Source organism: Allobosea sp. 01N443, assembly GCF_056399325.1.
Genome location: NZ_JBFTRC010000014.1, coordinates 40,600 through 63,739, shown reverse-complemented (window position 1 = coordinate 63,739; position 23,140 = coordinate 40,600). Strand labels below are relative to the sequence as shown.

Here is a 23,140-nt window from a genome sequence, read left to right as displayed (position 1 = left end):
ATGCATCCCAATGGCGTCCGCGGTTTCGGCATCACGGCTCCGCGCCCCAAGAGCGACCTCTCCGATTTCGCGGCGATCCTCGACAAGGTCGAGACGCTCGGGGTCGAGTCCACGGAATTGCCGATCTTCGACATGGACCTGATCATCGGGGGGCGCATCCGCCGTCCGCATCTCGATCTGCTCAAGCGAGCCTGTGCCGGGCGCAAGCTCGCCTATTCCGCGCATGGTCCGCTGGCGATCAATTTCTTCGATGATCCGGCCCGCCTGCCGCGCCATTTCGAGGTGCTGAAAGCCTCGCTGGAGATCGCGGCCGAGGTCGGCGCCGTGCATTACGTCATGCATTCCGGGGTCATGCCGGCCCAGCCCGGCGAGGTGGTCGAGGCTGCCTATGACCGCCAGCGCGAATGGCTGTCGAGGGCCGGGGATGTGGCGCGCGAGCTCGAGCTCCTGCTTTGCGTCGAGACCATGTTCGGTGGCCACCACGGCAGGATGCACGCCTCGATGCCGTCGCGGCTCGCCGAGGAACTCGTCGAGATCGGCCACTCCCATGTCTGGGCGACGCTCGATTTCAGCCATTCCTACCTGCGCACGGGCTATTTCGGCGGCGACTATCTCAGCGAGATCAAGGCGCTTGCCCCTCTCGCCAAGCATCTGCATGTGCACGATTCCTTCGGCCGGGCTGATGCGATCGAGACCTACAGCCTGAGCGAGAAGCTTGCCTTCGGACACGGCGACCTGCATCTGCCGGTCGGCTGGGGCGACATTCCCTGGCAGGAGCTCATGGAGGCCTGTGTCTTCCCGGACGGTGTCCTCTTCAACATCGAGCTCAATCCGCGTTTCTGGTACGCCGCCGATGAGTGCGTGGCTGCAACACGGGCGCTTGCGATGCAGGCGCTGACCAGCGGCCTGAGGAAGAGCGCATGAGCAAACCCGCCAAGGCTGCAGCCGCCCGCGTCGTCATCGGCGTCTTCGATGGCCTGCGCCCGGACTTCATCACGCCCGAGCTGATGCCGAACCTGGCGCGTTTCACAGGGCAGGGCACCTGGTTCCGCGAGGCGCGCAGCGTCTTTCCGTCGATGACGCGCGTGGCCACCACGTCGATCGCAACGGGTGCGCCGCCAAGGGTGCACGGCGTCGTCGGCAACGCCTTCCTGTTCCCTGAGGTGACCCGCGAGCACGCGCTCGACATGAGCCGCGCCGACGATATCGCACTGGCGGAGGCTGCGACCGGTGGAGGCCTGGTCGAGGCCGAGAGCTTCGGCGATGTGCTGGCGAAGGCCGGCAAACGGCTCGCCGTGGTCCATACCGGTTCGGCCGGCTCTGCCTATCTGATCAATCCGCGTGCCAGGGCCAACGGCCACTGGACCTTCTCGATCCTCGGGCGCGAGCACAGCCAGACGCCGGACGCGGTGGACGAAGTCGTCGCGCGCTTCGGGGCGCTGCCGCCGCGCAGCCTGCCCCGCTTCGAGGAAATCGATTACGCGGAACGGGTGCTGCGCGAGCATGTGCTGGCCGAGATGAAGCCCGACGTCGCGCTGATCTGGTTCAATGAGCCCGACACCTCCTTCCATTACCGCTTTCTCGGCTCGCCCGAGACGCTTGCGGTACTCAGACATGTCGATGCCGCCTTCGGCAGGCTGCTTGAATGGATCGAGGGGCAGCCCGATGCCGAGCGCTATGCCGTCGTCGCGGCCTCGGATCACGGCCAGATCTCGACCAAGGGCGAGCTCGCTCTCTCCGAGTTGCTGCGTGGGCAAGGCCATGCCGGTCGCCGTGCCGCCGAGCGCACGCTGGCCGGCGCCTGCTTCTCGATGACGGGCGGCAATATGGGGGAAATCCGCATCCTCGAGGGAGGAGCGGCCCGRCGCGACGCGATTGCCGCCTGGCTCCGGGAGCAGGACTTCCTGGGCATGCTCTTCGCGAAGGCCCGCAACGAGGTCGAGGGCGAGGTCGAGGGAAGTTTTGCGCTCTCGCTGGTCGATCTCGATCACGCGCGCCAGCCCGATCTCATCTATGTCCTGCGCTCCGGCGACGAGCCCGACAGCTATGGCAATCCCGGGCTCGGGCTCCTGACCAAGTTCGATGTGCCGGTTGGCGGCGGCATGCATGGCGGGCTCAACCGGCACGAACTCAACACCGCCCTGGCCGTCCGCGGTGGCGGCTTTGAGTCCGGGACGAAGGATGACCGCGCCTGCGGCATCATCGATATCGGCCCCACCGTGCTCGGCCTGCTCGGCCTTTCACCGGCTCAGACGATGCTGGGCCGGAATCTGGCGCAGCCGGCGACGGAGCAGCGGACCCGTTCGTTCGAGACCGGCACCGGCGGGTTCCGTCAGCGCCTCGAACGCGTCGACCGCGAGGGATCGCGCATCATCCTCTCCGGCGCGCGAGGCTGACCTCGGGGGCGGGAGCACGTTCCGCTCCTGTCCGAAGCGCATCGAAGCGAGGCGCCCGGCCCCTTCGACATGCTTGCCGTCGTGCCGGTCATCCCAGCCACCGGGATGAGCGGGCAGCTAGAGTTCGCGCTCCGTCTCACTCTCCTCCCGCACCGGAGCGACCAGGAGATTGGGGCCGAGGGGGCGCCCGGCTGAGGGATGCTTCGGCCCCTCAGTTCGCATGGCCATAGGCATCGGCGGCGTCGTCCGCGCCAGGATCATCCGCCCCAGCATCATCCACACGCCGCTCATCATGAGCGGAGATCCAGGCGGAGAGCCCGGGCAGGCGCTCGCCGGACGCCGCGAGTTGGCGCAATGTCGCCCGCACGGCGTGACGCGCAAACCGATCCTGTGGGGCGGGAACGGTGGAGGGGGCGGCTCCTGCGGCAATGGCCGCGAGCACGCTCTCCTTCAACCGGACCAGTTCGACATCGCCATAGCGCATCAGCAGGTCCTGGAACTGCTTCTGGGCCGTCGCATAGAACGGTGTCGGCCGGCCCATCGCATCCTTGACCGGATGCGCCGGCACGAGATGAGCACAGGGCACGAGGCCTGCCGGTACGAGCTCGGTGGCGGCATGCGTCCGGCCGGAGCGCATCAGCTTGGGCAGGACATGGGTATGCGGCCCCTCGGGGCTCTTGCCGTCTGCCGGGGGGATTGGCTGGTAGACTTCACAACGGCCGAAACGGGTGATGAAGACGCGATGCGGCCCGGCTGCGACGATGGCGGCCATGGTGGTGTTGCCGGCCTCGAAAAGCGGGCGGCCGCATGCGGCGCGCAAGGCTGCGATCAGCCCCGGGGTGCTGGTTCGGATGCAGATGTCGACCTGCAGGGTATCGAGGCCCATGTCGAAGAGAAGGCCCTCGCGATCCTGCTCGCGCAGCGCGTCGCCGTCGGGGCCGAGCTCGGTCAGAACCGTGCGCCGGCTCATCGCGCAGGCGGTCTCGGGCAGGCAGAGCGCGAGGCGGTGGCTMCAGCCCTGGCCGGTCGCGGATTCCGATGCGAAGGGCGTCACGCCGGTCAGATTGCGAAAGCCAATGCCGCCGCGCGCAGTCGTGGCCGCAAGGAGATGAGTCTTATCAGCCAGCTGAACGGGTTCGTTCGAATCGCGCATGAACTCGGCGATGGCGCCAAAGGTGCCGAGATTCCATTGCGAGGCTGGATCGGCGAGATGAGCGCGCAGGAGCGCACGAATGTCGTCAGGGGCTGTCATGTCACGACTGTTCCGATGTAAGGCGCCGCCAAGGCAGCAGGTAGGGTGCGCCGGCTTCCGAACCGCGGGCCGCGGTAATGCCGAAGACGGCAGCAAGGTTGGCGTCGTTGAGGACGATTCCGGGCGAGCCATCGGCAATGAGCCTGCCGCGATCGAGCAGGATCAGGCGATCGCAGAAACGCGCGGCCAGCGTCAGATCATGCAGGATGACCGCTACCCCGGTGCCGCCGGCAGCCGTCCGGTGCAGAAGCTCCATGACCTCGAGCTGGTGTAGCGGGTCGAGCGCCGCGAGAGGTTCGTCGGCGAGCAGGATCGGCGCCTCGACGGCGAGCGCACGCGCCAGCAGCACGCGCATGCGCTCGCCGCCCGAGAGCGTCTCGACTGTCCTGTCGGCGAACGCCGTGGCGTCGGCCGCTGCGATGGCGCGCGTGATTGCGGCGCGATCGGCCTCGTTCTCGCCGGCAAAGGGCTGGCGATGCGGCAGCCGCCCAAGCCCAACGAGGGCCTCCGCGCGCATCGACCAGTGTACCGCGCCGCCCTGCGCAAGGAAGGCGATGCGCCGCGCCAATTCCTTGCGCCCGAGCGACTTGGCGGTCAGCCCGTCGTAGCGCACCTGGCCGGAATCGGGCGTGACCAGGTCGGAGAGCACGCGCAGCAAGGTCGTCTTGCCAGCACCGTTGGGGCCGATCAGCCCGACCATTTCCCCCGCCGAGAGCGCGACATCGATGTCGCGCAGGATCGGCTTCCCACCGAGCGTGAGCGATAGTCCTGAGGCTTCGATCTTCATCAGACCTCCCGCCGCAGGCGATGGATCAGGTGGAACAGGAATGGCGCGCCGATCAGCGCCGTCACTACACCGAGCTTCAGCTCGGGGCGGATGGGGGCGAGGCGCAGAGCGGTATCGGCTGCGAGCGTCAGGATCGCTCCGCCAAAGCCGCTGACGAGCAGCAGCCGGCCCGGTCGGTTGCCGACCAGCGGGCGCAGCAGATGCGGCACGACGAGGCCGACGAAGCCGATCGCGCCGGTGACCGCCACCGCGCTGCCGACGGCGAGTGCAGCTCCGCCGATTAGTCGGGCGCGCAGCCAGGTCAGGTCGAAGCCGAGACTCTTGGCCGTGTCCTCGCCCAGGGTGAGAGCGTCGAGGGCAGGTGCGGTCGAAAGCAGCAGCAGCCAGCCGAGGAGCATTGGCGGCAGCACGAGCCAGACATGGAGCAGGCTGCGATCCGCGAGCGAGCCCATCAGCCAGAATACGATTTCCAGCGCGGCGTAGGGATTTGGCGCGAGGTTGAGCGCAAGCGCGGTCATCGCACCGGCGAAGCTGTTGATCGCAACGCCCGCGAGGATCAACGTCATCGTTCCGGCGCCGCGCCCCAGGAAGGCATAGAGCAGAAGCGTCGCCATTGCGGCGCCGGCCATGCCGCCCAAGGGGAGGGCGAGCGCCATCGTCGCCGACAAGCCGCTGTAGAAGACCACGACCGCGCCGAAGGCGGCGGCGCTTGAAATTCCGAGGATTCCGGGTTCGGCAAGCGGATTGCGCAGCAGGCCCTGCATGGCGGCGCCGGCAAGCCCGAGACTGAAACCGACGAGCGCGCCCAGCAGCGCGCGCGGCAAGCGCAGCTCGACAAGGACGAGCGCCGGCAGGGTCTTCCGTCCGGCGAGGGCGTCGGCGAGGGCCGCCTTGATGTCGAGTGGGGCATAACCCACCGCCATGGAAACGAGCATCATGGCCAGCATCAACAGGGCCAGCATGACAATGAGCCGCCCCAGCTTCGGCGTCGTCGCTCGTACCGTTTCCTGAACCCCCAATGTCATGAGCGCGATCCTTGCGTACGGGAGGCGGCAAGCAGCTCGATCGCATCGAGCACGGCCGGTCCGGCGCAGGTCCAGAGTTTCGAGGGGAGGGCGACGAGCCTGACCCGCTCGCCGAGCTTCGTCAGGAGCGGATGATGAAGGATCTCATGGGCGAGCGAGGGCGGCCCGCCCGGCGTGGTGTTGAGGATCAGCATGTCGGCCTGTCCGAGCGCGACGGTCTCCAGCGCGATCTGGCCGTAATTGTCGATGCCGAGTTCGGCGGCGAGATTGGTCAGGCCGGCGCGGGTCAGGATCTCGTCCACCAGCGAGCCGCGCCCGACCGTGAACCCGTTCGGCCGCAGGACCAGCGCCCTGGGATGGCCCGTGCTTTGGTTGGCGGCGAGCGTGTCGAGGCGCCGGTCGATCGCTGCGATCAGGGCCGCGCCGCGTTCTGGCTCGCCGAGCAGGGCCGCCATCTCGGCGATCTGGGCACGCATTTCAGCGAGATTGCGCGGCACCCCGAATTCGCGGACGGGAACACCGGCCTTCTTCAGCAGCGCGACCGTGCTGCGCGTCGTGTAGGCGCCAGCGATGATCAGATCGGGCTTGTAGCTCAGCACCTCCTCCACCAGACCGTGATTGGCCGGGATGGTCTTGGCAATCTCGGCCATGTTGGCGTTGCGCGGGTCCTGCGAGAGCCAGGTGACCGAGGCGATGCGCTCGCGCTGGGCGAGCCGCAGCACCAGTTCGTCCGTGCACATGTTGAGCGAGACGATGCGGGATGGCTTGGCCGGCGTTTCGGCGGCCGTCAGGCCGCCGAAACCGAGCAAGAGGCCAAGCGCCAGAACGGCGCCGCGAGTCATCGCGCGGGCCGCCCAAGGCTTCACAGCGTTACCTTCAGGCCGCCATAGGCGCTCAGACCCGGCACCAGGAAGCCGACGGGGTTCTCGTAGCGCTTGTCCAGCAGGTTATCGATGCGGCCGAAGACACTGAGCCTGTCCGTCGCCTTGTACTCGGCGGCGAGATTGACGATGGCCGCACCCGGCGCCCGCATGCGCGAGATCGAGAAGTCACGGTTTCCGTCGACGCGCTCACCCACATAGATCAGCGTCGCCGAAAGGGTGAGCTTGTCAACCGGGGTCCAGCTCGCCGTCACGCTGGCCTTGTGACGGGGACGGCGCAGCAGTTCCTGCCGGGCGATGTCGTCCTTGGCGATGGTGAAGGTGTAGTCGGCCCGCACCTTGAACTGCGGCGAGATTTCGAGCGCGGTAAAGGCCTCCACCCCCTTGGTCGTGGCCTTGCCGATATTGGCATAGGAGTTCCGCGCCACGTTGGTGACGATCAGGTTCTCGATGTCGTTGTGGAAATAGGTGGCGCCGAACCGGACCTTGTCATCGAGGAGAGGCTGCTCGAAGCCAAGATCCCAGCCGCGGCTTTCTTCCGGCTTCAGGTTGGGATTGCCGAAGAAGTTGAAGGCCGGGCGAGAATCGCTGAAACGCTCGCTCAGGGTCGGGGCCTTGAACCCCGTGCCATAGCTCCCCTTCAGCTTGGTTTCGATTTCCGGCACGATATAGGCTGGCGCGAAGCGGTAGGTCGTGTGGCCGCCAAAGGTCTCGTCATCGTCGTAGCGGATGTTCGAGACCATGAAGAGCCGGTCGCCGAAATTCGACTGGAGTTCGGCAAAGGCGCCCGTATTGCCGTTGGATGCCGTGAGCGCGCGGGTTTCCAGCCGTTCGCGCTCGTATTGCAGACCCATCACCAGGGTCTGCCCCTTCATCAACTCAAGGTCGCCGCGCCAGTCGACCTTGGTGCGCTCGCCGAGATTCTCCGTCGGCAGGCCGAGGATACCAATCGCATTCGGCGTGCGGCCGGTGCGGTCCTGATTGCTGTAGGACAGGCCGAAGCGATTGACGAAGCGCCCACCAAGCGGATCCCAGACGACCTCTCCGCGGGTGAAGGCCTGCTTGTAGTCCTGGCTGCTGCGGAAGCTGCTGGGCGTGCTCGGAAAGCCGGAATCGCCGGTGAAGAGCAGGTAGCCGTCAGTGTAGCGGCCGACCCAGTTCAGCGACAGCGTATCGGACAGCGCGACGCCGAACCGGGCCGAATAGGTCCAATTGTCGTAGGAATTCGGGTTGACGCGGCGCCCCGACGGCACGAGCCCGGGAGGCGTCACCGGGGTCGAATCCGATTTGAAATGGGCGATGCTGAGGGCGTAGTTGAAGCGGTCATCGCCGCCGCTGAGGCCGACCGACTGGTTGAAGGTGCCGTATGAGCCGGCCTCGGCTCGGGCCGTGAGCTTCGGCGGACCCTCGCCACGCTTGGTGGTGATCGAGATGACGCCGCCCAGCGCGTTGGCGCCGTAGAGGCCGCTTTGCGGTCCGCGCAGCACTTCGATGCGCTCGATGTCGTCGGTCAGCATCGAGCCGAAATCGAAGGAGCGGTTCGGGGTCGACGGGTCGTTGGCCTCGATGCCGTCGATCAATACCTTGACGTGGTTGGAGTTGGTGCCGCGGATGAAGACCGAGGTCAGCCCGCCCGGCCCGCCGGTCTGCACGATATTGAGGCCGGGAACGGCGGCGAGCGCCTGCGGCAGGGTCCGGCGCTGCTCGCGCTCGATATCGCCCGCGGTGATGACGGTCACGGAATTGGCGATCTCGCGCGCTGGCGTGGGTCGCGTCGTCGCGCTGACGACGATTTCGTCGAGGGCAATCGATTCGGTGGCTGACTGGGCGGAGGCCTGGCTGGGGGGGAGGGAGCCGGCGGAGACAAGGAGCGGCAGGGTGATGAGCAGCCGGCTGCGCCGGGCAACCTTGGGAGGACGGATCACGATGGAACCTCGGGCGTTGACGTCTGTGGCACGTCACCGCGAACGCGAGGCCCCGTCCGCTGCCCTTAGCCAGCGTGCAGTTCAACAAGCGATCGAAACACCCCGTCCGAACGTGTTCGCGTGTGACCACGGCTGACGGCAGGTCTCCTGGCTCGCGGGTCGGTGCCTTGTCGCCGCCTTCCCAGGTCCGAGGGCCCCAGTGGCGTGTGGCGAAAGGCTCGCCGCTTACAGTTGCGGGGGCAGCCACGGCATTGAATGGCGAACCATCCGCACCGCATTCCCTTTTGATCCCCTAAGGGAACCGTCGCTGGCGAGGTAAGGCCGGAACGGCCGCTGCGTCAATGATCGTTGGTGCGGGTGTCCCCAGGCGAACGCAGGTCGTCATCCCTCAAAATGCGCCAGCTCGGTCCCTCGAGATCGCTGAACTGGCCGGTGCGCATGCACCAGAAGAAGGCCGCCAACCCCAGCAGTCCGAGACCGAGCGCCAGGGGGAACAGGATCACCAGGATATTCATGACGCCACTCCCGTATTCTGCCGCGACAGGCCGCGTCCCGCGCGCAGCGCGTTGAGCGTGACCACCAGTGACGATCCCGACATCGCGACGGCTGCGACGAGCGGCGTCGCGAAGCCCGCGACGGCAATCGGCACCGCGACGGCATTGTACAGCACCGCAAACCAGAGGTTTTCCAGCATGAGGTTGCGCGCCCTGCGGGCGATGCGCAGGCTGTCGGCGACCGGCATCAAGCTGTCGCCGATGAAGACAATGTCGGCCGAGGCCTGCGCCAGGTCGGTCGCGCTGATCGGCGAGATCGAAACATGGGCCTTGGCAAGGGCCGGAGCGTCGTTGAGCCCGTCGCCGATCATCAGCACCTTGCGCCCCTTGGCGCTGAGCCGGTCGAGCGCCTTGAGCTTCTCGTCGGGACGCAGGCCGGCTTCGGCCTCCGTGATACCGAGGGCCGAGGCGACCGGCGCGACAGCTTCGCTTCGGTCGCCGGAGAGAATGCGGATCTCGAGGCCGAGACCGCGTAGCGCGGCGATACAGTCGCGCGTCTCCGGCCGGATCTTCTGATCGACCGCGAAGATGGCGCATTCAGTGCCATGGCGCCAGGCGATCAGGGAGGCTGAGGGATGGCGCGCGGCGACGATGGCGGCTTCCGCCCCGGCCTCGCAATAAGCGACGCTGCCGAGACGGGTCTCGATCCCATCCACAATCGCGCTCAGGCCTGCGCCGTGATTTTCGCTGACATCGCTCGCAGGAGCAGGATGGCCGGCGGCACGGGCGATGGCGCGGGCGAGAGGGTGGCGGCTCGCGGCTGCCAGCCTGCCCGCCGCCTGCAAGGTTGCGGTATCGATCTCAGCGCCATTGACCAGATCGGGGTCCGGCAGGGTGAGGGTGCCGGTCTTGTCGAAGACAGCGACATCGGCTTCGGCCAGGCGCTCCAGCGCATCGCCCTGTTTCAGCATGACCTTGCGCTTGAACAGGGCAGACGCAGCAACGACCTGCACGGCCGGAATCGCCAGCCCCAGCGCGCAGGGGCAGGTGATGATCAGGACGGTGATGGCGATGATCAGTGCTTCGGGCCAGGGCAGGCCGAAGGCCATCCAGCCCAGCAGGGTCGCGAGCGCCGTGGCGTGGACGAGAGGGGCGTAGACCCTTGCCGCCCGATCGGAAAGCTTGACATAGCGGGAGCGGCTTTCGACCGCGCGCGCCATCAGGGCATCGATCTCGTCGAGCAGGGTGCCGCTGGCTGCGGCTTCGACCTTGACGGTCAGGGCCCCGGAGAGGTTCACGGTGCCGGCATAGACCTGCGCGCCGGCCATGACGGCATGCGGCAGGGTTTCACCGGTGACGAGGCTCTGGTCGATTTCGGAGGAGCCGGTCTCGATGATGCCATCGACACTGACGCGCTCGCCCGGCTGGATCAGGACGCGGTCGCCGGGCACGATGGCCGCGATCGGCGTCACCATCGCCTCGCCATTCGGCATCAGCCGGGTCGCGGTTTCGGCCTTCAACGCGGCAAGATTGCCAGCGAGGTCGCGCGTGCGGCGGCGCATCAGCTGGTCGAGATAGCGCCCGATCAGCAGGAAGAAGATCAGCATCACCGCGCCGTCGAAATAGGCATGCTCGGCGTGATTCCAGGTCACCACCACCGACATGCCGAGCGCGAGCACGATGCCGAGCGTGATCGGCACGTCCATGTTGACGGCGCGGGCGCGCAGAGCCCGGAGCGCACTCTCGAAGAAGGGGCGGCCGGCATAGGCGGCGGTTGGCAGGGCAATCAGCGCCGAGAGCCAGTGAAAGAAGTCGCGCGTGACCGGATTGATGTCGCTGCTATTGCCCGACCAGACCGAGACGGAGAGCAGCATGATGTTCATCGAGGCGAAGCCGGCGACGCCGAGATAGCGCAGCAGCCGCCTTTCCTCGCTTGTGTCGTCCTCACGGCCGGAGGCGGGCAGGAAAGGGTAGGCCTTGAAGCCGAGCCGGGAGAGGCGCTCGATCACGGCCTCTGGGCGCAGTACGCCTTCCGTCCATTCCACCGTGACGCGCTTCAGCGCGAGATTGACCCGGGCGCTGAGGATACCGGTCTCATGGGCAAGGCCGTTCTCGATCGCGTGCATGCAGCCGGCGCAGCGGATGTTCTCCACCGCGAGTTCCATGCCCGCGACGCCGCTTTCGCGATGGCGGATGAAGACGGAGAGATCCTGCTGCGCGGCCATGAGCCTCACTCCTTCAGCATCATGCGGCTGCGGGAGGAGAAGGCCGGGTCCCGATCGCGCTTTGCCTCGACCACCAGGGTCCAGGCGCCGGCATGCAGCCCCGGCACCGTCGCGGAATAGTGGCCCGGGGCAGTTTCGGTCAGCGTCACCTCGCGGTCCTGCTGCCGCGTCGCCGGGTGCTGGAGCTTCGCCTCGACTGCGAGCCCTGTGACAGCTGCGCCCGCCTTGTCCTTCAGCAAGAGCGAAACGACCGCGTCGGCGCCGGCACGCACGACCTCGCTCTGGGCCAGCCAGCCGCGTGCGGCCTGGGCCTGCATGCGCGCGATCTCGCCGTTGAAGCGCTGGCTGGTCTCGTAGGCGCTCTTCACATCGGCGCCGGGCATCGTCCGGATGGCCGAGACCATCATCACGCCATTGACGCCCGCGACCACGATGAAGAAGCCGATCATGCCGAAGAGCACGGCACGCCCGCTGAGCTCGAAGGGCCGGCGCCGAGTTGGCGCCGGTGGGGCTGGAAAATCGATCGGCATGATGAAGCCTCCGCAACAGGTCATGATGCGTTCTCTAGGGAGCGATGAAATGATCCCCGGCGGTCACGACCTCTCCGGCGAACAGGTCGGATGCGGTGAAGGTGATCGTCTGGGATTTGTCGAGAGGAATGCCGGCCGGCACTGTCACCAGCGCGCGGATCTCGCGCGAGGAATCGGGGTCGACCGTGATGATCGGGCGAAGATCGGCCGTCGCCTGGGTTCCGACGGTCTCGACCCGGATACCGGGCAGGCCGGAGACGGTGAGCGCGAAGGGACGGGAATCCGGGCGTTTGTTCAGCAGGCGGATGGTGTAGGCGTTGCGGATCGAGCCGTCGCTGAGCGTCACGAAGAGCGGGGTGCGCTCGTGCAGCACGGAGATTCCCGCCGTGCTGCGGGTTGCGAGCTGGTAGATCATGGCTCCGCCGACGAGCCCGATCAGCGCGGTGTAGATCAGGGTGCGGGCGCGGATCAGGCGATAGACCGGCTTCTGGCCAGCGATACGCCGCTTGACGTTGTCGTCGGTGTCATAGGCGATCAACCCGGCCGGGCGGTTGATCTTGAGCATGACCGTATCGCAGGCATCGATGCACAGGCCGCACTGGATGCAGTCCATCTGCGAGCCATCGCGGATGTCGATACCCGTCGGGCAGACCGCGACGCACTGGTAGCAGTCGATGCAATCGCCAGCCGGCTCGTTGGCGGCACGCAGGCGCGTGGCCTGCTTGACCGAGACGCGCGGATCGCCGCGATCGTAGCGATAGGTGACGTTGAGGGCGTCGTCGTCGGTCAGCGCTGCCTGGATGCGCGGCCAGGGACACATGAAGGTGCAGACCTGCTCGCGCATGATCCCGGCGAGCGCATAGGTGGTGAAGGTCAGGATGCCGATCCAGACATAGGCCGAGAGCGGAGCCGTGAAGGTCGCGAGTTCCCGCACCAGGGTTGGCGCATCCGCGAAATAGAGCACCCAGGCGCCGCCGGTCCACCAGGCGATCACGAGCCAGACCAGGTGCTTGCCGGTTTTCCGGGCGAGTTTGTCGGCGGTCCAGGGCCCCTCGTCGCGCTTCATCCGCTCGCGCCGGTCGCCCTCGAAGGCGCGCTCGACGGCGAGGAAGAGGTCGGTCCAGACGGTCTGCGGGCAGAGATAGCCGCACCAGACCCGGCCAGCGACGGCATTCATCAGGAACAGCATGAAGGCGGCCAGGATCAGCAGGCCGGTGAAGTAGTAGACCTCCTGCGGCCAGATCTCGATGAAGAAGAAATAGAAGCGGTTATTGGCGATGTCGGCGAGCACTGCCTGGTTCGGCAGGTTGGGGCCGCGGTCCCAACGCAGGAAGGGCAGGAGATAGTAGATGCCGAGGCAGAGGACGAGGATGAGCCACTTGGCGCGCCGGAACGGGCCCGACACGCTCTGTKGGTAAACTTTCTTCGACGGCGCGAAGAGCGGAGCGTCTTCGCTTTCCGCGAGTGCCATGTCATTGGCCTCCGCCGAGCGAGTGGACATAGACGGTCAGCGCCTTGATCGTGGTCGGGTCGAGACGCTGGCCCCAGGCGGGCATGACGCCGTTGCGGCTGTTGGTGATGGTCTCGGTCAGGGACGCGAGATCCATGCCGTAGAGCGAGATGGCGTCGGTCAGGTTCGGCGCGCCGAGCTCTTGATTGCCCTTGCCGGCAGGCCCATGGCAGGCCGCGCAATTATCGGCGAAGAGCTTGCGGCCGAGTGCGAGGTCAGCCTTGGGGGCAGTCGACAGTCCGGCCAGTTCGCGCACATGGTTGGCGACCGCGCTGATCTCGTCCCTCTTCAGCATGCCGTCGCGCCCGAAGGCCGGCATCTGGCTGACGCGGGTGTCGTTGTTGCCGGCGACGCGGATGCCGTGCTGCAGCGTGGTCTGGATCGCGGCAAGCGAGCCGCCCCAGAGCCACTCGTCGTCATTCAGGTTGGGATAGCCCTTGGCGCCGCTGCCGCCGACGCCGTGGCAGGCGGCGCAATTGTCGCCGAAGGCGGCCTTGCCCTGTGCCATGGCGACGCGAAACAGGGCGGGGTCGGCCTTGATCTGCTCGAGCGAGGCGTCGGCGAGGCCGCTGGCCAGCGCGGCGCGATCCTTGCGCATGACCGCGAGATCGTCCTCGATCTCCTGTCGCGAGGCGTAGCCGATGACGCCCCTGGTCGCGTCGGTCAGCAGCGGCCAGGCCGGGTAGATGACCCAGTAGCCGACCGACCAGATGATCGTGGCGTAGAAGATGCCGAGCCACCAGCGTGGCAGCGGGGTGTTGAGCTCGCGGATGCCGTCCCACTCGTGACCGGTGGTCGACTGGCCGGTGGCGGCATCGAATTCCGAGGCAGGGTCGTGATGCTTGTTCATGGCTCAGTCCTCCCGCAGGGGAGTGCGGGCGGCCTCGTCGAAGCGCGCGCGGTTGCTCGGCCAGAGCGCGTAGAGGCAAATGGCCAGAAAGGTGCCGACGAAGTAGAGTAGGCCGGCGGATTGGGCGAAGCCCGCGAGCCAATGGTAGGTCGAATCCATGGTGCCCTCGCTCAACGGATGTTGGCCTTGGTGTCGTAGAGCTTGAAGTCGACGAGCGTGCCGAGGACCTGCAGGTAGGCAATCAGCGCATCGGCTTCGGTGACCCGCTTGGGATCGCCGTCGAAATCGCGAATCTGGACCTTGGGGTAGCGCGCTTCGAGTTCGGCCGCCTTGGGGTGGTCGGGCGTGGCCTGGGCCTCGAGGTCGCTCGCGGCTTGCGCGATCATCTCGTCGGTATAGGGCACGCCGCCGCCGCGATTGGCGCGCAGGTGATCGGCGATGTCACCGAAACGAAGCTCGGTTTTCGCCAGGAAGGGGTAGCCCGGCATGATCGACTGCGGCACCAGCGCGCGCGGCTGGTTGAGGTGGCCGAGATGCCATTCGTCGGAATACTTGCCGCCGACGCGGGCGAGATCCGGACCGGTCCGCTTCGAGCCCCACTGGAAGGGCTTGTCGTACATGCTCTCGGCTGCCAGCGAGTAGGGTCCATAGCGCTCGATCTCGTCGCGCAGCGGCCGGATCATCTGGCTATGGCAGTTGTAGCAGCCCTCGCGGACATAGATGTCGCGGCCGGCGAGCTCCAGCGGCGTATAGGGCCGCATGCCTTCGACCTTCTCGATCGTGTTGCGGAGGTAGAAGAGCGGCGCGATCTCGACGAGACCGCCGACCGAGATGACCAGCAGCACGCCGATCACCAGGATGATCGAGTTGGTCTCGAAGATCTTGTGCTTGAGCCAGAGCGACTTGCGCGGAGCCGGGTTTTCAATGCTCGACATCTGAGCGTTCCTTACTGCGCGGGGACGAGCTGCGGCTGCAGTGCATGGTCATCGCTCGGGGCGTCGACCGTGCCGTGCCTGACCGTCATCCAGAGATTGAAGGCCATGATCAGCGCCCCGGTCAGGAAGAGCCCGCCACCGAGCGCCCTGATGACGTAGTAGGGCTTCATCGCAGCCACGGTTTCGATGAAGGAGTATTCGAGGAAGCCGAGCGAGGTGTAGGCGCGCCACATCAGGCCCTGCATGATCCCGGAGACCCACATCGCCGAGATGTAGAAGACGATCCCTAGCGTCGAGATCCAGAAGTGCCAGTTGACGAGCTTCAGCGAATACAGCTCACGCCGGTTCCAGAGCCACGGCACGAGGCAGTAGATCGCGCCGAAGGAAATATAGGCGACCCAGCCAAGCGCGCCGGAGTGGACATGCCCGATCGTCCAGTCGGTGTAGTGCGAGAGCGAGTTCACTGCCTTGATCGACATCAGCGGACCTTCGAAGGTCGACATGCCGTAGAAGGCGAGCGAGACCACCATCATGCGCAGCACGGGGTCGGTGCGCAGCTTGTCCCAGGCGCCTGACAGCGTCATCAGCCCGTTGATCATGCCGCCCCAGGAGGGCATCCAGAGCATGATCGAGAAGGTCATGCCGAGGGTCTGCGCCCAGTCGGGCAGGGCGGTGTAGTGCAGGTGGTGCGGCCCGGCCCAGATGTAGAGGAAGATCAGCGCCCAGAAATGGATGATCGAGAGACGGTAGCTGTAGACCGGGCGACCGGCACGCTTCGGCACGAAATAGTACATGATCGCGAGGAAGCCGGCGGTGAGGAAGAAGCCGACCGCGTTATGGCCGTACCACCACTGGAACATCGCATCCTGGACGCCGGACCAGACGACATAGGATTTCGGTGAGAGGATCGAGACCGGCAGCGCCAGATTATTGCCGATATGCAGGACGGCGATGGTCAGGATGAAGCCAAGATAGAACCAGTTCGCCACGTAGATGTGCGGCTCTTTGCGTTTGGCCAAGGTCGCGAGGAATACCAGCAGATAGACCACCCAGACGATGGTCAGCCAGAGATCGGCATACCATTCGGGCTCGGCGTATTCCTTGCCCTGAGTGATGCCGAGCAGATAGCCGGTGCCGGCGAGCACAATGAAGAAGTTGTAGCCGAGGACGACGAACCACGGCGCGATGTCACCGGCCAGACGCGCACGCGAGGTGCGCTGCACGACATAGAAGGACGTGCCGATCAGCACATTGCCGCCGAAGGCGAAGATCACCGCCGAGGTGTGAAGCGGGCGCATCCGGCCGAAATTCGTCCATGGCAGGTCGAAATTCAGGTCGGGGAAGGCGAGCTGAAGCGCGATGATCAGGCCGACTGTGAACCCGGCGATGCCCCAGACCATCGCGGCCACGGTCGCGAACTTGACCGGGTCCATATTGTAGTTCGGCTTGCCGTCGATCTCCTGTGGCGCGGGGCTCGGCGCCGGACTGAAGCAGCGATTGCCGATCAGGAACACCGCGACGAGCGAGGCGACCGCCGCAAGGCTGATATGGAAGGCATAGGCCGGATCGGGCGTCAGGGCGGCGATGATGAGCAGCGGCAACACGCAGCCCGCCGCCAATACGAGGCCTCCCATTTCTCCCGTCGTCGCGCGCCTGATCGGATACCCTGTCGCCGCCATGGCCAGCCCTCGTTTGCTGCAGCGCATCAATGCTGCCAATCGAGAGCGTTAGCGAAGCGGAGCGGGACGGGCCTTGATGCAGATCAACGCAACCTGAGGAGGGTTCCTTTGTTGCGCTGCGGAATCAGCAAGGGCGCCGTCCAACCGGCGCCCTTCAAGCTGCGGGAACTGCGATCAGGCCGCTGCGACCAGTTCCATATGGTCGGTGTTGAGCAGGCGCACGCCATCCGGCACGATCAGGATCGTCTTGTCCTTGGCGAGCTTGGTGAAGGTGCGGCTCACCGTTTCGATCGTCAGGCCGAGGAAATCAGCGATGTCCTGGCGGCTCATCGGCAGCGGCACGGTCACGGACGGCTTGCCGAGCTTGGCCCAGCGGTCGCGCATGGTGAGCAGGAAGCAGATCACCCGCTCTTCTGCGCTGCGGCGGCCGAGCAGCATCATCTGCTCCTGGGCCAGCGTGAGTTCATGGGTGGCGAACTCATGCAGGCGACGCAGCAGATGCGGCTTGGCATTGACCAGCGAGGCATAGGCCGAACGCGAGAAGGCGCAGGCCGAGACCGAGTCGACCGCATCGGCGGAAAAGCCGAAGGCATCGCGCATCGCCAATCCAAGGAAATCGCCCGGCAGCGCAAAGCCGATGATCTGTCGGCGTCCGTCCGGCAGCAGCTTGTAGAGCCGCACCATGCCTTCGACGATGTTGTAGACCGAATGCGCGGGATGGTCCTGAACGAAGACCGTTTCCTTGGCATCGAACGAGGTGTGATGGGAGAGAGCGTTGAGCTCTTCGAGCTCCTCGACGGATAGCGACGCGCACACGCTCGCGAGGCGGACCTTGCAGGCAAGGCATCCGCTGTCCCGTCTTGAATCGTTGCCGCAAGCGGCCTGCTGGCAGTCCACGCGTTCGTACCTCCGTGAACAAGGGAGCATCACACCTTGTTCCCAGTCATTCAAACCCTAGCCGGGACGGCGAGGGCGCTCCTTGATCTGCATCAATGCAGACGATTGGGTGTTCAACTCTGCTGACATATCTCCGCTCAGCAGTTCGGCAATCGTAATGGAAGATATTTTCGAGGCGGTACGCGTCACATCGCAGCAGGCACAGGCAGCCTATGCATTGATGGCGATGGCGAACCCGGGCCTCAGTATCAGTGACTGGGCGGCTTACTTACGCCGCTACGAGAAGGAGACAGGCCAGGAGCGCGGCCTGATTGCTCTGTATGACCGGCGTCGCTGCATCCACGGGATCTTCGCTTATGAGATCGCCCAGCCGCTTTCCCGGGAGGCGACGCTCAATGTCTCCGAATTGGCCTCGGTGCGCCTGCCCGGGACCGTCCTGATCGATGCCCTGATGCGTTTCGCCAATACTCTCGCCGGAGAGCTCAATCTTCCGGCCATCGCGCTCGAACTCGAGCCCTCTGCCGTCTGGGCGCAGGACCAGGTGGCCATGGAGCAGCGGGGCTTTGCGCTCGAACGGGTCAGGATGCGGGGACGGACCTGGTAACAGCTCACGAAATCGTCGCAGTGACACCAGGGGAATCTGGGTAGGGTCGCGCAGTGCCGCGGGAATCCGTTCACCGGGCGCCTGATTCGAGCCTATGGAGCCCCGGATGTCCGATCTTTCTGCCTTCCCGATAACCCAGCGCTGGCCGGCCCAGCATCCCGACCGCATCCAGCTCTATTCGTTGCCGACGCCGAATGGCGTGAAGGTCTCGATCATGCTGGAGGAGACCGGGCTGCCCTATGAGCCGCATACGATCAATATCGGGCAGAACGAGACCTGGACTGCGGAATTCCTGTCCCTCAATCCGAATGGCAAGATCCCTGCGATCATCGATCCCAATGGCCCGGGCGGCAAGCCGATCGGCCTGTTCGAGTCAGGGGCGATCCTGATCTATCTCGCGGAGAAGGCAGGCAAGTTCCTGCCGTCCGATCTGGCGGAGCGCTACGAGACCATCCAGTGGGTGTTCTTCCAGATGGCTGCTGTCGGGCCGATGTTCGGTCAACTCGGATTCTTCCATAAGTTCGCCGGGCGCGAATACGAGGACAAGCGTCCGCGTGACCGCTACGCGGCCGAGAGCAAGCGTTTGCTCGGCGTGCTCGAGACGCGTCTCGCCGGTCGCGACTGGATCATGGGCGATGCCTACACCATCGCCGACATCTCCCTGCTCGGGTGGGTCCGCAACCTCGTTGGATTCTATGGTGCGGGCGAACTCGTCGACTATTCCAGCCTGAAGCATGTGCCGGCCTGGCTGGAGCGTGGGCTCGCACGCCCTGCCGTTCAGCGCGGACTCGAGATTCCGAAACGGCCCTGAGGGCTTCGATGCAGCCGCAATCGCTGTGGCTGCATCCTGCTCTGATTCGTCAGATTTTCCTGAATCTTACGCCGGCTCCCTCAGGTCGGCTTGGAGCACTCGCCTGGTGATGTGGAGATGGGCGCGGACCAGGAATCGCTCAGCCAWGACGGAGAGCGCCAGCGGAGACACCACGGGCGCGCTCTCGATTATTGTCGACAGTATTTCATTATTTGGCGGATGAAGCTTGCCTTTAAGTCGGTCGCATGAAACATATGTCGACAATAATTCTCCGGCGGCGCTAGACGACCAGCCGGATCGGCGTGAGGAAATGCCCGTCCATGGCTCAATTCAACAACAATGAACGCCCTGCTCCGGATGGCGTGCTCGTCGATATCGCCGATTACGTCCTGAACTATCGTGTCGACAGTTCGCTGGCATACGAGACCGCCCGCAACTGCTTGCTCGACACGCTCGGCTGCGGGCTCGAGGCTTTGGAATACCCTGCCTGCACCAAGCTGCTCGGCCCGGTCGTRCCGGGGACCGTGGTCCCGAACGGCGCGCGCGTGCCCGGCACGCGCTATCAGCTCGATCCGGTCCAGGCCGCGTTCAATATCGGCACGATGATCCGCTGGCTCGATTTCAACGATTGCTGGCTCGCGGCGGAATGGGGCCATCCGTCCGATAATCTCGGCGGCATCCTGGCTGTGGCCGACTGGCTGTCACGGACCGCGGTTGCCTCCGGACGGCCGCCGCTGACCATGCGCGACGTGCTGACCGCGATGATCAAGGCCCATGAGATCCAGGGCTGTCTCGCGCTGGAAAATGCGTTCAACAAGGTGGGGATCGACCATGTCGTCCTGGTCAAGGTCGCCTCGACGGCAGTGGTCGCAGGGCTGCTCGGCCTGAACCGCGACGAGATCGTMAATGCGCTGTCACTTGCCTTCGTCGATGGGCAGGCCCTGCGAACTTATCGCCACGCACCGAATGCCGGCTCGCGCAAGAGCTGGGCGGCCGGTGATGCGACGAGCCGGGCAGTGAGGCTCGCCCTGATCGCCCGGACCGGCGAGATGGGCTATCCCTCGGTCCTGACGGCGAAGACCTGGGGCTTCTACGACGCCTCGTTCCGCGGCCAGGAGTTCAAGTTCCAGCGGCCTTACGGCTCCTATGTCATGGAGCATGTGCTGTTCAAGATTTCCTATCCGGCCGAGTTTCATGCGCAGACGGCCGTCGAAGCGGCGATGACGCTGCAGGCTCATCTCCAAAAGATCGGGCGCAGCAGCGACGACATCGCTTCGATCCGCGTCCGCACGCACGAGGCCTGCATCCGGATCATCGACAAGCGCGGGCCGCTGCATAACCCGGCCGACCGCGACCACACTCTACAATACATGGTCGCCGTGCCGCTGATCTTCGGGCGTCTCACCGCAGGCGATTACGAAGACGATATTGCCGCCGATCCGCGCATCGACGCGCTCCGGGACAAGATCGAATGCGTCGAGGATCCTGCTTTCACCCGCGATTATCATGATCCGGAAAAGCGCTCGATCGCCAACGCGATGACCATCACGCTGAAGGACGGCACGGTGTTGCCCGAACTGGTGGTGGAATACCCGATCGGCCACAAGCGCCGCCGCTCCGACGGCATCCCGCTGCTCGAGGCCAAGTTCCGCACCAATCTCGCACGCCGCTTTGTCGAGAAACGCCAGCGCCAGATTCTCGATGTCTCGCTCGATCAGGCGCGGCTCGAAGCCATGCCGGTTCACGACTACGTCGACCTCTACGCGAACTGAGGCCCCATGCCCTATCTCGTTGCCTCCGATTGTCCTTCGCAGCCGGCCGGCGAGCGCTTTCGCGCGCTGGTCGGGCAGGGTGGCATCCTCCGGTTGCCGGGCAGCCATAACGGCATGGCGGCCCTGCAGGCGAAGGCCGCCGGTTTCGAGGCGCTCTATCTCTCGGGCGCGGCAATGACGGCGTCGATGGGGCTGCCCGATCTCGGCATCATCACCGTCGACGAGGTTGCCTTCTTCATCCGGCAGGTGGCGCGGGCCAGCGGTTTGCCGGTGCTGGTCGACGGCGACACCGGCTATGGCGAGGCCCTCAACGTCATGAACATGGTCCGCGCCTTCGAGGACGCGGGCGCGGGCGCGGTCCATATCGAAGACCAGTTACTGCCGAAGAAATGCGGCCATCTCAACGACAAGAAGCTCGCCGCCGCCCATGACATGGCGGCCAAGGTCGCGGCTGCGGTGAAGGCCCGCCGGCATCTTTACGTCATCGCCCGCACCGACGCCGCGGCGAGCGAGGGCATGGAGGGCGYGGTCGCACGCGCAAAGCTCTATCTCGAGGCCGGTGCCGACGCGATTTTCCCGGAGGCGCTGACCACCGCCGAGATGTTCAGGGAGTTCGCGCGCCGTGTGCCGGGCGTGCCGCTGCTCGCCAACATGACCGAGTTCGGACGCACGCCGTTCTTCACCGCCTCCGAGTTCGAGGCGATGGGCTACCGCATGGTGATCTGGCCCGTCTCCTCGCTGCGCGTCGCCAACAAGGCGCAGGAGCGGCTCTACGCCGCGCTGGCTCGCGATGGCGGCACTCATGGCATGGTCGAGCAGATGCAGACCCGCGCCGAACTCTACGCGACCATCGGGCTCCATGACTATGAGGCGCTGGATGCCTCGATCGTGGCGACCATCACGCCGGAAGCCATGCCGCAGCACGAGCGGAGCGCCTGACGACCAGCATGCGAGCCGGCGCGGGGCCGGCGACCAAGTTCCGCGCGTCGCGCGGCAAGACACGACCAGCCAGACAAGGCGGCGGCAACCCACGGGAGGAAACGAGATGTTGAGGCGTCTGATGACGACTGGCGCGCTGGCGCTGGTCCTGAGCACGGGCATGGCCACCGCCGAGCCGGCCAAGGTGATGATCCCGGCCAATCCGGGTGGAGGCTGGGATGGTGCCGGCCGCCACACGATGGCAGCTTTCGCGCAGTCGAAGATCTTCACCGATGGCGCGTCCTTCACCAACAAGGGCGGCGCTGCCGGCACGATCGGGCTTGCCGAATTCGTCCGCACCTCAAAGGGCGACGACAACGCGCTCCTGGTGACGGGCGTCATCATGGTCGGCGGCGTCATCACCAATCAGACGCCTGTGTCCCTGAAGGACACCACTCCGCTGCTGCGTTTGACCAATGAGTACAACGCGATCGCCGTCCCCGCGAATTCGCCGATCAAGACGCCTCAGGATTTCATCGCCGCGATGAAGGCTGATCCCGGCGCGCTCTCGGTCGGCGGCGGTTCGGCCGGCGGCGCGGACCATGTCATGCTGGCGTTGCTCGCCAAGCATGCCGGGGCTCCGGTCGCGAAGATCAATTTCGTGTCGTTCTCGGGCGGAGAAATTCTGGCCGCTCTCGGTGGCGGCAAGATCAAGGCAGCGATTTCCGGCGCCTCGGAATTCCGTCAGTTTGCGGAGACCGGTCGTATCCGCATCATCGCGGTCTCCGGCCCGACGCGGGTCGACGGGCTCAATGCGCCAACGCTGAAGGAATCTGGCATTCCGGTCGAGATCGGCAACTGGCGTGGCTTCGTCGGTGCGCCGGGCATGAGCGAGGCAGCCAAGAAGACCTGGCTCGAGCGCTTCGCCAAGCTGCACCAGACCCCGGTCTGGAAGGAAACGCTGAAGACTCAGGGCTGGGAAGACGCCTACCTCCCGGGCGACCAGTTCGCTGCCTTCCTCAAGGCCGAGGATGCGAGCTGGTCGAGCGCGCTCAAGGAAGTCGGCATCCTGAAATGACGGCCTGCCGGCCCGGCGCGTGACCGCTGGTCGCGCGCCGGGCCCGACGCTTGTTCTCGAGGAGCCCGAACGATGTCGGTCAATCCAAGCAGACAGGATGCGCCCCGCAAGCCGCGCCCGTGGTGGCTGGGGCTTGGCGTGCTCGCGATGGGGGCGCTGTGGCTTAACGGTGCACGCGGCATCGCCTCGACCACGAACTATATCGGAGTCGGGCCGGCGGCCATCATCCTGGCGGTCGGAATGGGGCTGGCCGTCCTTGGGGTTATCCTGATCACCCAGGCGATGCGTGGGGACCTCGTCGCGTCGCCAGACGGGGAGGAGGAGGCGCCCCCTTCGCGTTCGGCCTTCCTGCTCGCGCTGGCAGGGGTGAGCATCCCGCTCCTGACGATCCGCTGGCTCGGCTTCCCGTTGACCGCGATGCTTGCCTTCACGCTGGTGACCCATGCCTTCGGCTCGCGCCGGACCGGGCTCGACCTCGCGGTCGGAGCGACGCTCGGCAGCGTCGCGTGGTTCGGCTTCTCCCGCCTCGGCATCAGCCTTGGCCCCTTCCTGCCATTGCTTGGGTGAAGTC

Annotated in this window: 22 protein-coding genes and 1 riboswitch; of the genes, 8 read left to right on the top strand and 14 right to left on the bottom strand. The window is 65.8% G+C overall.

Annotated features, from left to right (window positions below):
- On the top strand, nucleotides 1-924 hold the full coding sequence (locus tag AC1DRP_RS06575) for a sugar phosphate isomerase/epimerase family protein (RefSeq protein ID WP_441505891.1): 924 nt from the start codon (nucleotides 1-3) through the stop codon (nucleotides 922-924).
- Nucleotides 921-2,396 carry an alkaline phosphatase family protein gene (locus tag AC1DRP_RS06570; RefSeq protein ID WP_476768134.1) on the top strand — a complete coding sequence of 492 codons (1,476 nt, stop codon included), beginning with the start codon at nucleotides 921-923 and terminating at the stop codon, nucleotides 2,394-2,396. The genes AC1DRP_RS06575 and AC1DRP_RS06570 overlap by 4 nt, the downstream gene beginning before the upstream one ends.
- A gap of 211 nt (nucleotides 2,397-2,607) precedes the next feature.
- Here AC1DRP_RS06570 and AC1DRP_RS06565 read toward each other — a convergent pair whose 3' ends face one another.
- The 14 genes from AC1DRP_RS06565 to AC1DRP_RS06500 form a co-directional block, all read right to left on the bottom strand.
- Entirely contained in the window at nucleotides 2,608-3,648 is a 1,041-nt protein-coding gene (locus tag AC1DRP_RS06565) for a DUF6925 family protein (protein WP_476768133.1), read from the bottom strand.
- Between the two features lies 1 nt (nucleotide 3,649).
- Nucleotides 3,650-4,435, bottom strand: coding sequence for an ABC transporter ATP-binding protein (locus AC1DRP_RS06560; protein ID WP_476768132.1), 786 nt, complete (start codon nucleotides 4,433-4,435; stop codon nucleotides 3,650-3,652).
- Nucleotides 4,435-5,460, bottom strand: a complete 1,026-nt coding sequence (locus tag AC1DRP_RS06555; RefSeq protein WP_476768131.1) for a FecCD family ABC transporter permease — start codon at nucleotides 5,458-5,460, stop codon at nucleotides 4,435-4,437. The genes AC1DRP_RS06560 and AC1DRP_RS06555 overlap by 1 nt, the downstream gene beginning before the upstream one ends.
- Nucleotides 5,457-6,302, bottom strand: a complete 846-nt coding sequence (locus tag AC1DRP_RS06550; protein WP_476768130.1) for an ABC transporter substrate-binding protein — start codon at nucleotides 6,300-6,302, stop codon at nucleotides 5,457-5,459. The genes AC1DRP_RS06555 and AC1DRP_RS06550 overlap by 4 nt, the downstream gene beginning before the upstream one ends.
- Before the next feature lie 20 nt (nucleotides 6,303-6,322).
- Complete coding sequence (locus AC1DRP_RS06545) at nucleotides 6,323-8,266, bottom strand: TonB-dependent receptor plug domain-containing protein (RefSeq protein ID WP_476768129.1); 1,944 nt, start codon at nucleotides 8,264-8,266, stop codon at nucleotides 6,323-6,325.
- 120 nt (nucleotides 8,267-8,386) lie between these two features.
- A riboswitch (cobalamin riboswitch) is annotated at nucleotides 8,387-8,587 on the bottom strand.
- A 17-nt stretch (nucleotides 8,588-8,604) separates the two neighbouring features.
- Nucleotides 8,605-8,781, bottom strand: a complete 177-nt coding sequence (gene ccoS / locus AC1DRP_RS06540) for a cbb3-type cytochrome oxidase assembly protein CcoS (RefSeq protein ID WP_113515886.1) — start codon at nucleotides 8,779-8,781, stop codon at nucleotides 8,605-8,607.
- Nucleotides 8,778-10,985 carry a heavy metal translocating P-type ATPase gene (locus AC1DRP_RS06535; protein WP_476768128.1) on the bottom strand — a complete coding sequence of 736 codons (2,208 nt, stop codon included), beginning with the start codon at nucleotides 10,983-10,985 and terminating at the stop codon, nucleotides 8,778-8,780. The genes ccoS and AC1DRP_RS06535 overlap by 4 nt, the downstream gene beginning before the upstream one ends.
- 5 nt (nucleotides 10,986-10,990) lie before the next feature.
- Nucleotides 10,991-11,515 carry a FixH family protein gene (locus tag AC1DRP_RS06530; RefSeq protein ID WP_441505883.1) on the bottom strand — a complete coding sequence of 175 codons (525 nt, stop codon included), beginning with the start codon at nucleotides 11,513-11,515 and terminating at the stop codon, nucleotides 10,991-10,993.
- Between the two features lie 34 nt (nucleotides 11,516-11,549).
- Nucleotides 11,550-12,986 carry a cytochrome c oxidase accessory protein CcoG gene (ccoG, locus tag AC1DRP_RS06525; protein WP_476768127.1) on the bottom strand — a complete coding sequence of 479 codons (1,437 nt, stop codon included), beginning with the start codon at nucleotides 12,984-12,986 and terminating at the stop codon, nucleotides 11,550-11,552.
- Between the two features lies 1 nt (nucleotide 12,987).
- A complete protein-coding gene (gene ccoP, locus AC1DRP_RS06520; protein WP_441505881.1) occupies nucleotides 12,988-13,875 on the bottom strand; it encodes a cytochrome-c oxidase, cbb3-type subunit III in 888 nt (295 codons plus the stop codon).
- A gap of 3 nt (nucleotides 13,876-13,878) precedes the next feature.
- Entirely contained in the window at nucleotides 13,879-14,034 is a 156-nt protein-coding gene (locus tag AC1DRP_RS06515; RefSeq protein WP_043235436.1) for a cbb3-type cytochrome c oxidase subunit 3, read from the bottom strand.
- An 11-nt stretch (nucleotides 14,035-14,045) separates the two neighbouring features.
- Nucleotides 14,046-14,810 carry a cytochrome-c oxidase, cbb3-type subunit II gene (gene ccoO, locus AC1DRP_RS06510; RefSeq protein WP_441505880.1) on the bottom strand — a complete coding sequence of 255 codons (765 nt, stop codon included), beginning with the start codon at nucleotides 14,808-14,810 and terminating at the stop codon, nucleotides 14,046-14,048.
- An 11-nt stretch (nucleotides 14,811-14,821) separates the two neighbouring features.
- Entirely contained in the window at nucleotides 14,822-16,489 is a 1,668-nt protein-coding gene (gene ccoN / locus AC1DRP_RS06505; RefSeq protein WP_441505879.1) for a cytochrome-c oxidase, cbb3-type subunit I, read from the bottom strand.
- Nucleotides 16,490-16,663: 174 nt separating this feature from the next.
- Nucleotides 16,664-17,416 carry a helix-turn-helix domain-containing protein gene (locus tag AC1DRP_RS06500; RefSeq protein ID WP_441505878.1) on the bottom strand — a complete coding sequence of 251 codons (753 nt, stop codon included), beginning with the start codon at nucleotides 17,414-17,416 and terminating at the stop codon, nucleotides 16,664-16,666.
- Between the two features lie 127 nt (nucleotides 17,417-17,543).
- Between AC1DRP_RS06500 and AC1DRP_RS06495 the strand changes: the two genes are divergently transcribed.
- The 6 genes from AC1DRP_RS06495 (at nucleotide 17,544) to AC1DRP_RS06470 (ending at nucleotide 23,136) form a co-directional block, all read left to right on the top strand.
- Nucleotides 17,544-17,990, top strand: a complete 447-nt coding sequence (locus AC1DRP_RS06495; RefSeq protein WP_069880379.1) for a hypothetical protein — start codon at nucleotides 17,544-17,546, stop codon at nucleotides 17,988-17,990.
- A 106-nt stretch (nucleotides 17,991-18,096) separates the two neighbouring features.
- Nucleotides 18,097-18,801: a glutathione S-transferase N-terminal domain-containing protein gene (locus AC1DRP_RS06490; protein ID WP_476768126.1), complete on the top strand. Its 705-nt coding sequence runs from the start codon at nucleotides 18,097-18,099 to the stop codon at nucleotides 18,799-18,801.
- Between the two features lie 320 nt (nucleotides 18,802-19,121).
- Nucleotides 19,122-20,573 (top strand): bifunctional 2-methylcitrate dehydratase/aconitate hydratase, encoded by a 1,452-nt coding sequence (locus AC1DRP_RS06485; protein ID WP_476768125.1) that lies wholly within the window; start codon nucleotides 19,122-19,124, stop codon nucleotides 20,571-20,573.
- A 6-nt stretch (nucleotides 20,574-20,579) separates the two neighbouring features.
- Nucleotides 20,580-21,512: a methylisocitrate lyase gene (gene prpB, locus AC1DRP_RS06480; protein ID WP_476768124.1), complete on the top strand. Its 933-nt coding sequence runs from the start codon at nucleotides 20,580-20,582 to the stop codon at nucleotides 21,510-21,512.
- 106 nt (nucleotides 21,513-21,618) lie between these two features.
- On the top strand, nucleotides 21,619-22,569 hold the full coding sequence (locus AC1DRP_RS06475) for a Bug family tripartite tricarboxylate transporter substrate binding protein (RefSeq protein WP_441505873.1): 951 nt from the start codon (nucleotides 21,619-21,621) through the stop codon (nucleotides 22,567-22,569).
- 72 nt (nucleotides 22,570-22,641) lie between these two features.
- Nucleotides 22,642-23,136, top strand: a complete 495-nt coding sequence (locus AC1DRP_RS06470; RefSeq protein WP_476768123.1) for a tripartite tricarboxylate transporter TctB family protein — start codon at nucleotides 22,642-22,644, stop codon at nucleotides 23,134-23,136.
- Nucleotides 23,137-23,140 lie beyond the last annotated feature (4 nt).

Bases quoted from the DNA above. Each gene is read 5' to 3' on its own strand.
- AC1DRP_RS06575 (WP_441505891.1), top strand. From the start codon at position 1: ATGCATCCCAATGGCGTCCGCGGTTTCGGCATCACGGCTCCGCGCCCC.
- AC1DRP_RS06560 (WP_476768132.1), bottom strand. From the start codon at position 4,435: ATGAAGATCGAAGCCTCAGGACTATCGCTCACGCTCGGTGGGAAGCCG.
- AC1DRP_RS06555 (WP_476768131.1), bottom strand. From the start codon at position 5,460: ATGACATTGGGGGTTCAGGAAACGGTACGAGCGACGACGCCGAAGCTG.
- AC1DRP_RS06550 (WP_476768130.1), bottom strand. From the start codon at position 6,302: ATGACTCGCGGCGCCGTTCTGGCGCTTGGCCTCTTGCTCGGTTTCGGC.
- ccoS (WP_113515886.1), bottom strand. From the start codon at position 8,781: ATGAATATCCTGGTGATCCTGTTCCCCCTGGCGCTCGGTCTCGGACTG.
- AC1DRP_RS06535 (WP_476768128.1), bottom strand. From the start codon at position 10,985: ATGGCCGCGCAGCAGGATCTCTCCGTCTTCATCCGCCATCGCGAAAGC.
- AC1DRP_RS06530 (WP_441505883.1), bottom strand. From the start codon at position 11,515: ATGCCGATCGATTTTCCAGCCCCACCGGCGCCAACTCGGCGCCGGCCC.
- ccoP (WP_441505881.1), bottom strand. From the start codon at position 13,875: ATGAACAAGCATCACGACCCTGCCTCGGAATTCGATGCCGCCACCGGC.
- AC1DRP_RS06515 (WP_043235436.1), bottom strand. From the start codon at position 14,034: ATGGATTCGACCTACCATTGGCTCGCGGGCTTCGCCCAATCCGCCGGC.
- ccoO (WP_441505880.1), bottom strand. From the start codon at position 14,810: ATGTCGAGCATTGAAAACCCGGCTCCGCGCAAGTCGCTCTGGCTCAAG.
- ccoN (WP_441505879.1), bottom strand. From the start codon at position 16,489: ATGGCGGCGACAGGGTATCCGATCAGGCGCGCGACGACGGGAGAAATG.
- AC1DRP_RS06500 (WP_441505878.1), bottom strand. From the start codon at position 17,416: ATGCTCCCTTGTTCACGGAGGTACGAACGCGTGGACTGCCAGCAGGCC.
- AC1DRP_RS06495 (WP_069880379.1), top strand. From the start codon at position 17,544: ATGGAAGATATTTTCGAGGCGGTACGCGTCACATCGCAGCAGGCACAG.
- AC1DRP_RS06490 (WP_476768126.1), top strand. From the start codon at position 18,097: ATGTCCGATCTTTCTGCCTTCCCGATAACCCAGCGCTGGCCGGCCCAG.
- AC1DRP_RS06475 (WP_441505873.1), top strand. From the start codon at position 21,619: ATGTTGAGGCGTCTGATGACGACTGGCGCGCTGGCGCTGGTCCTGAGC.
- AC1DRP_RS06470 (WP_476768123.1), top strand. From the start codon at position 22,642: ATGTCGGTCAATCCAAGCAGACAGGATGCGCCCCGCAAGCCGCGCCCG.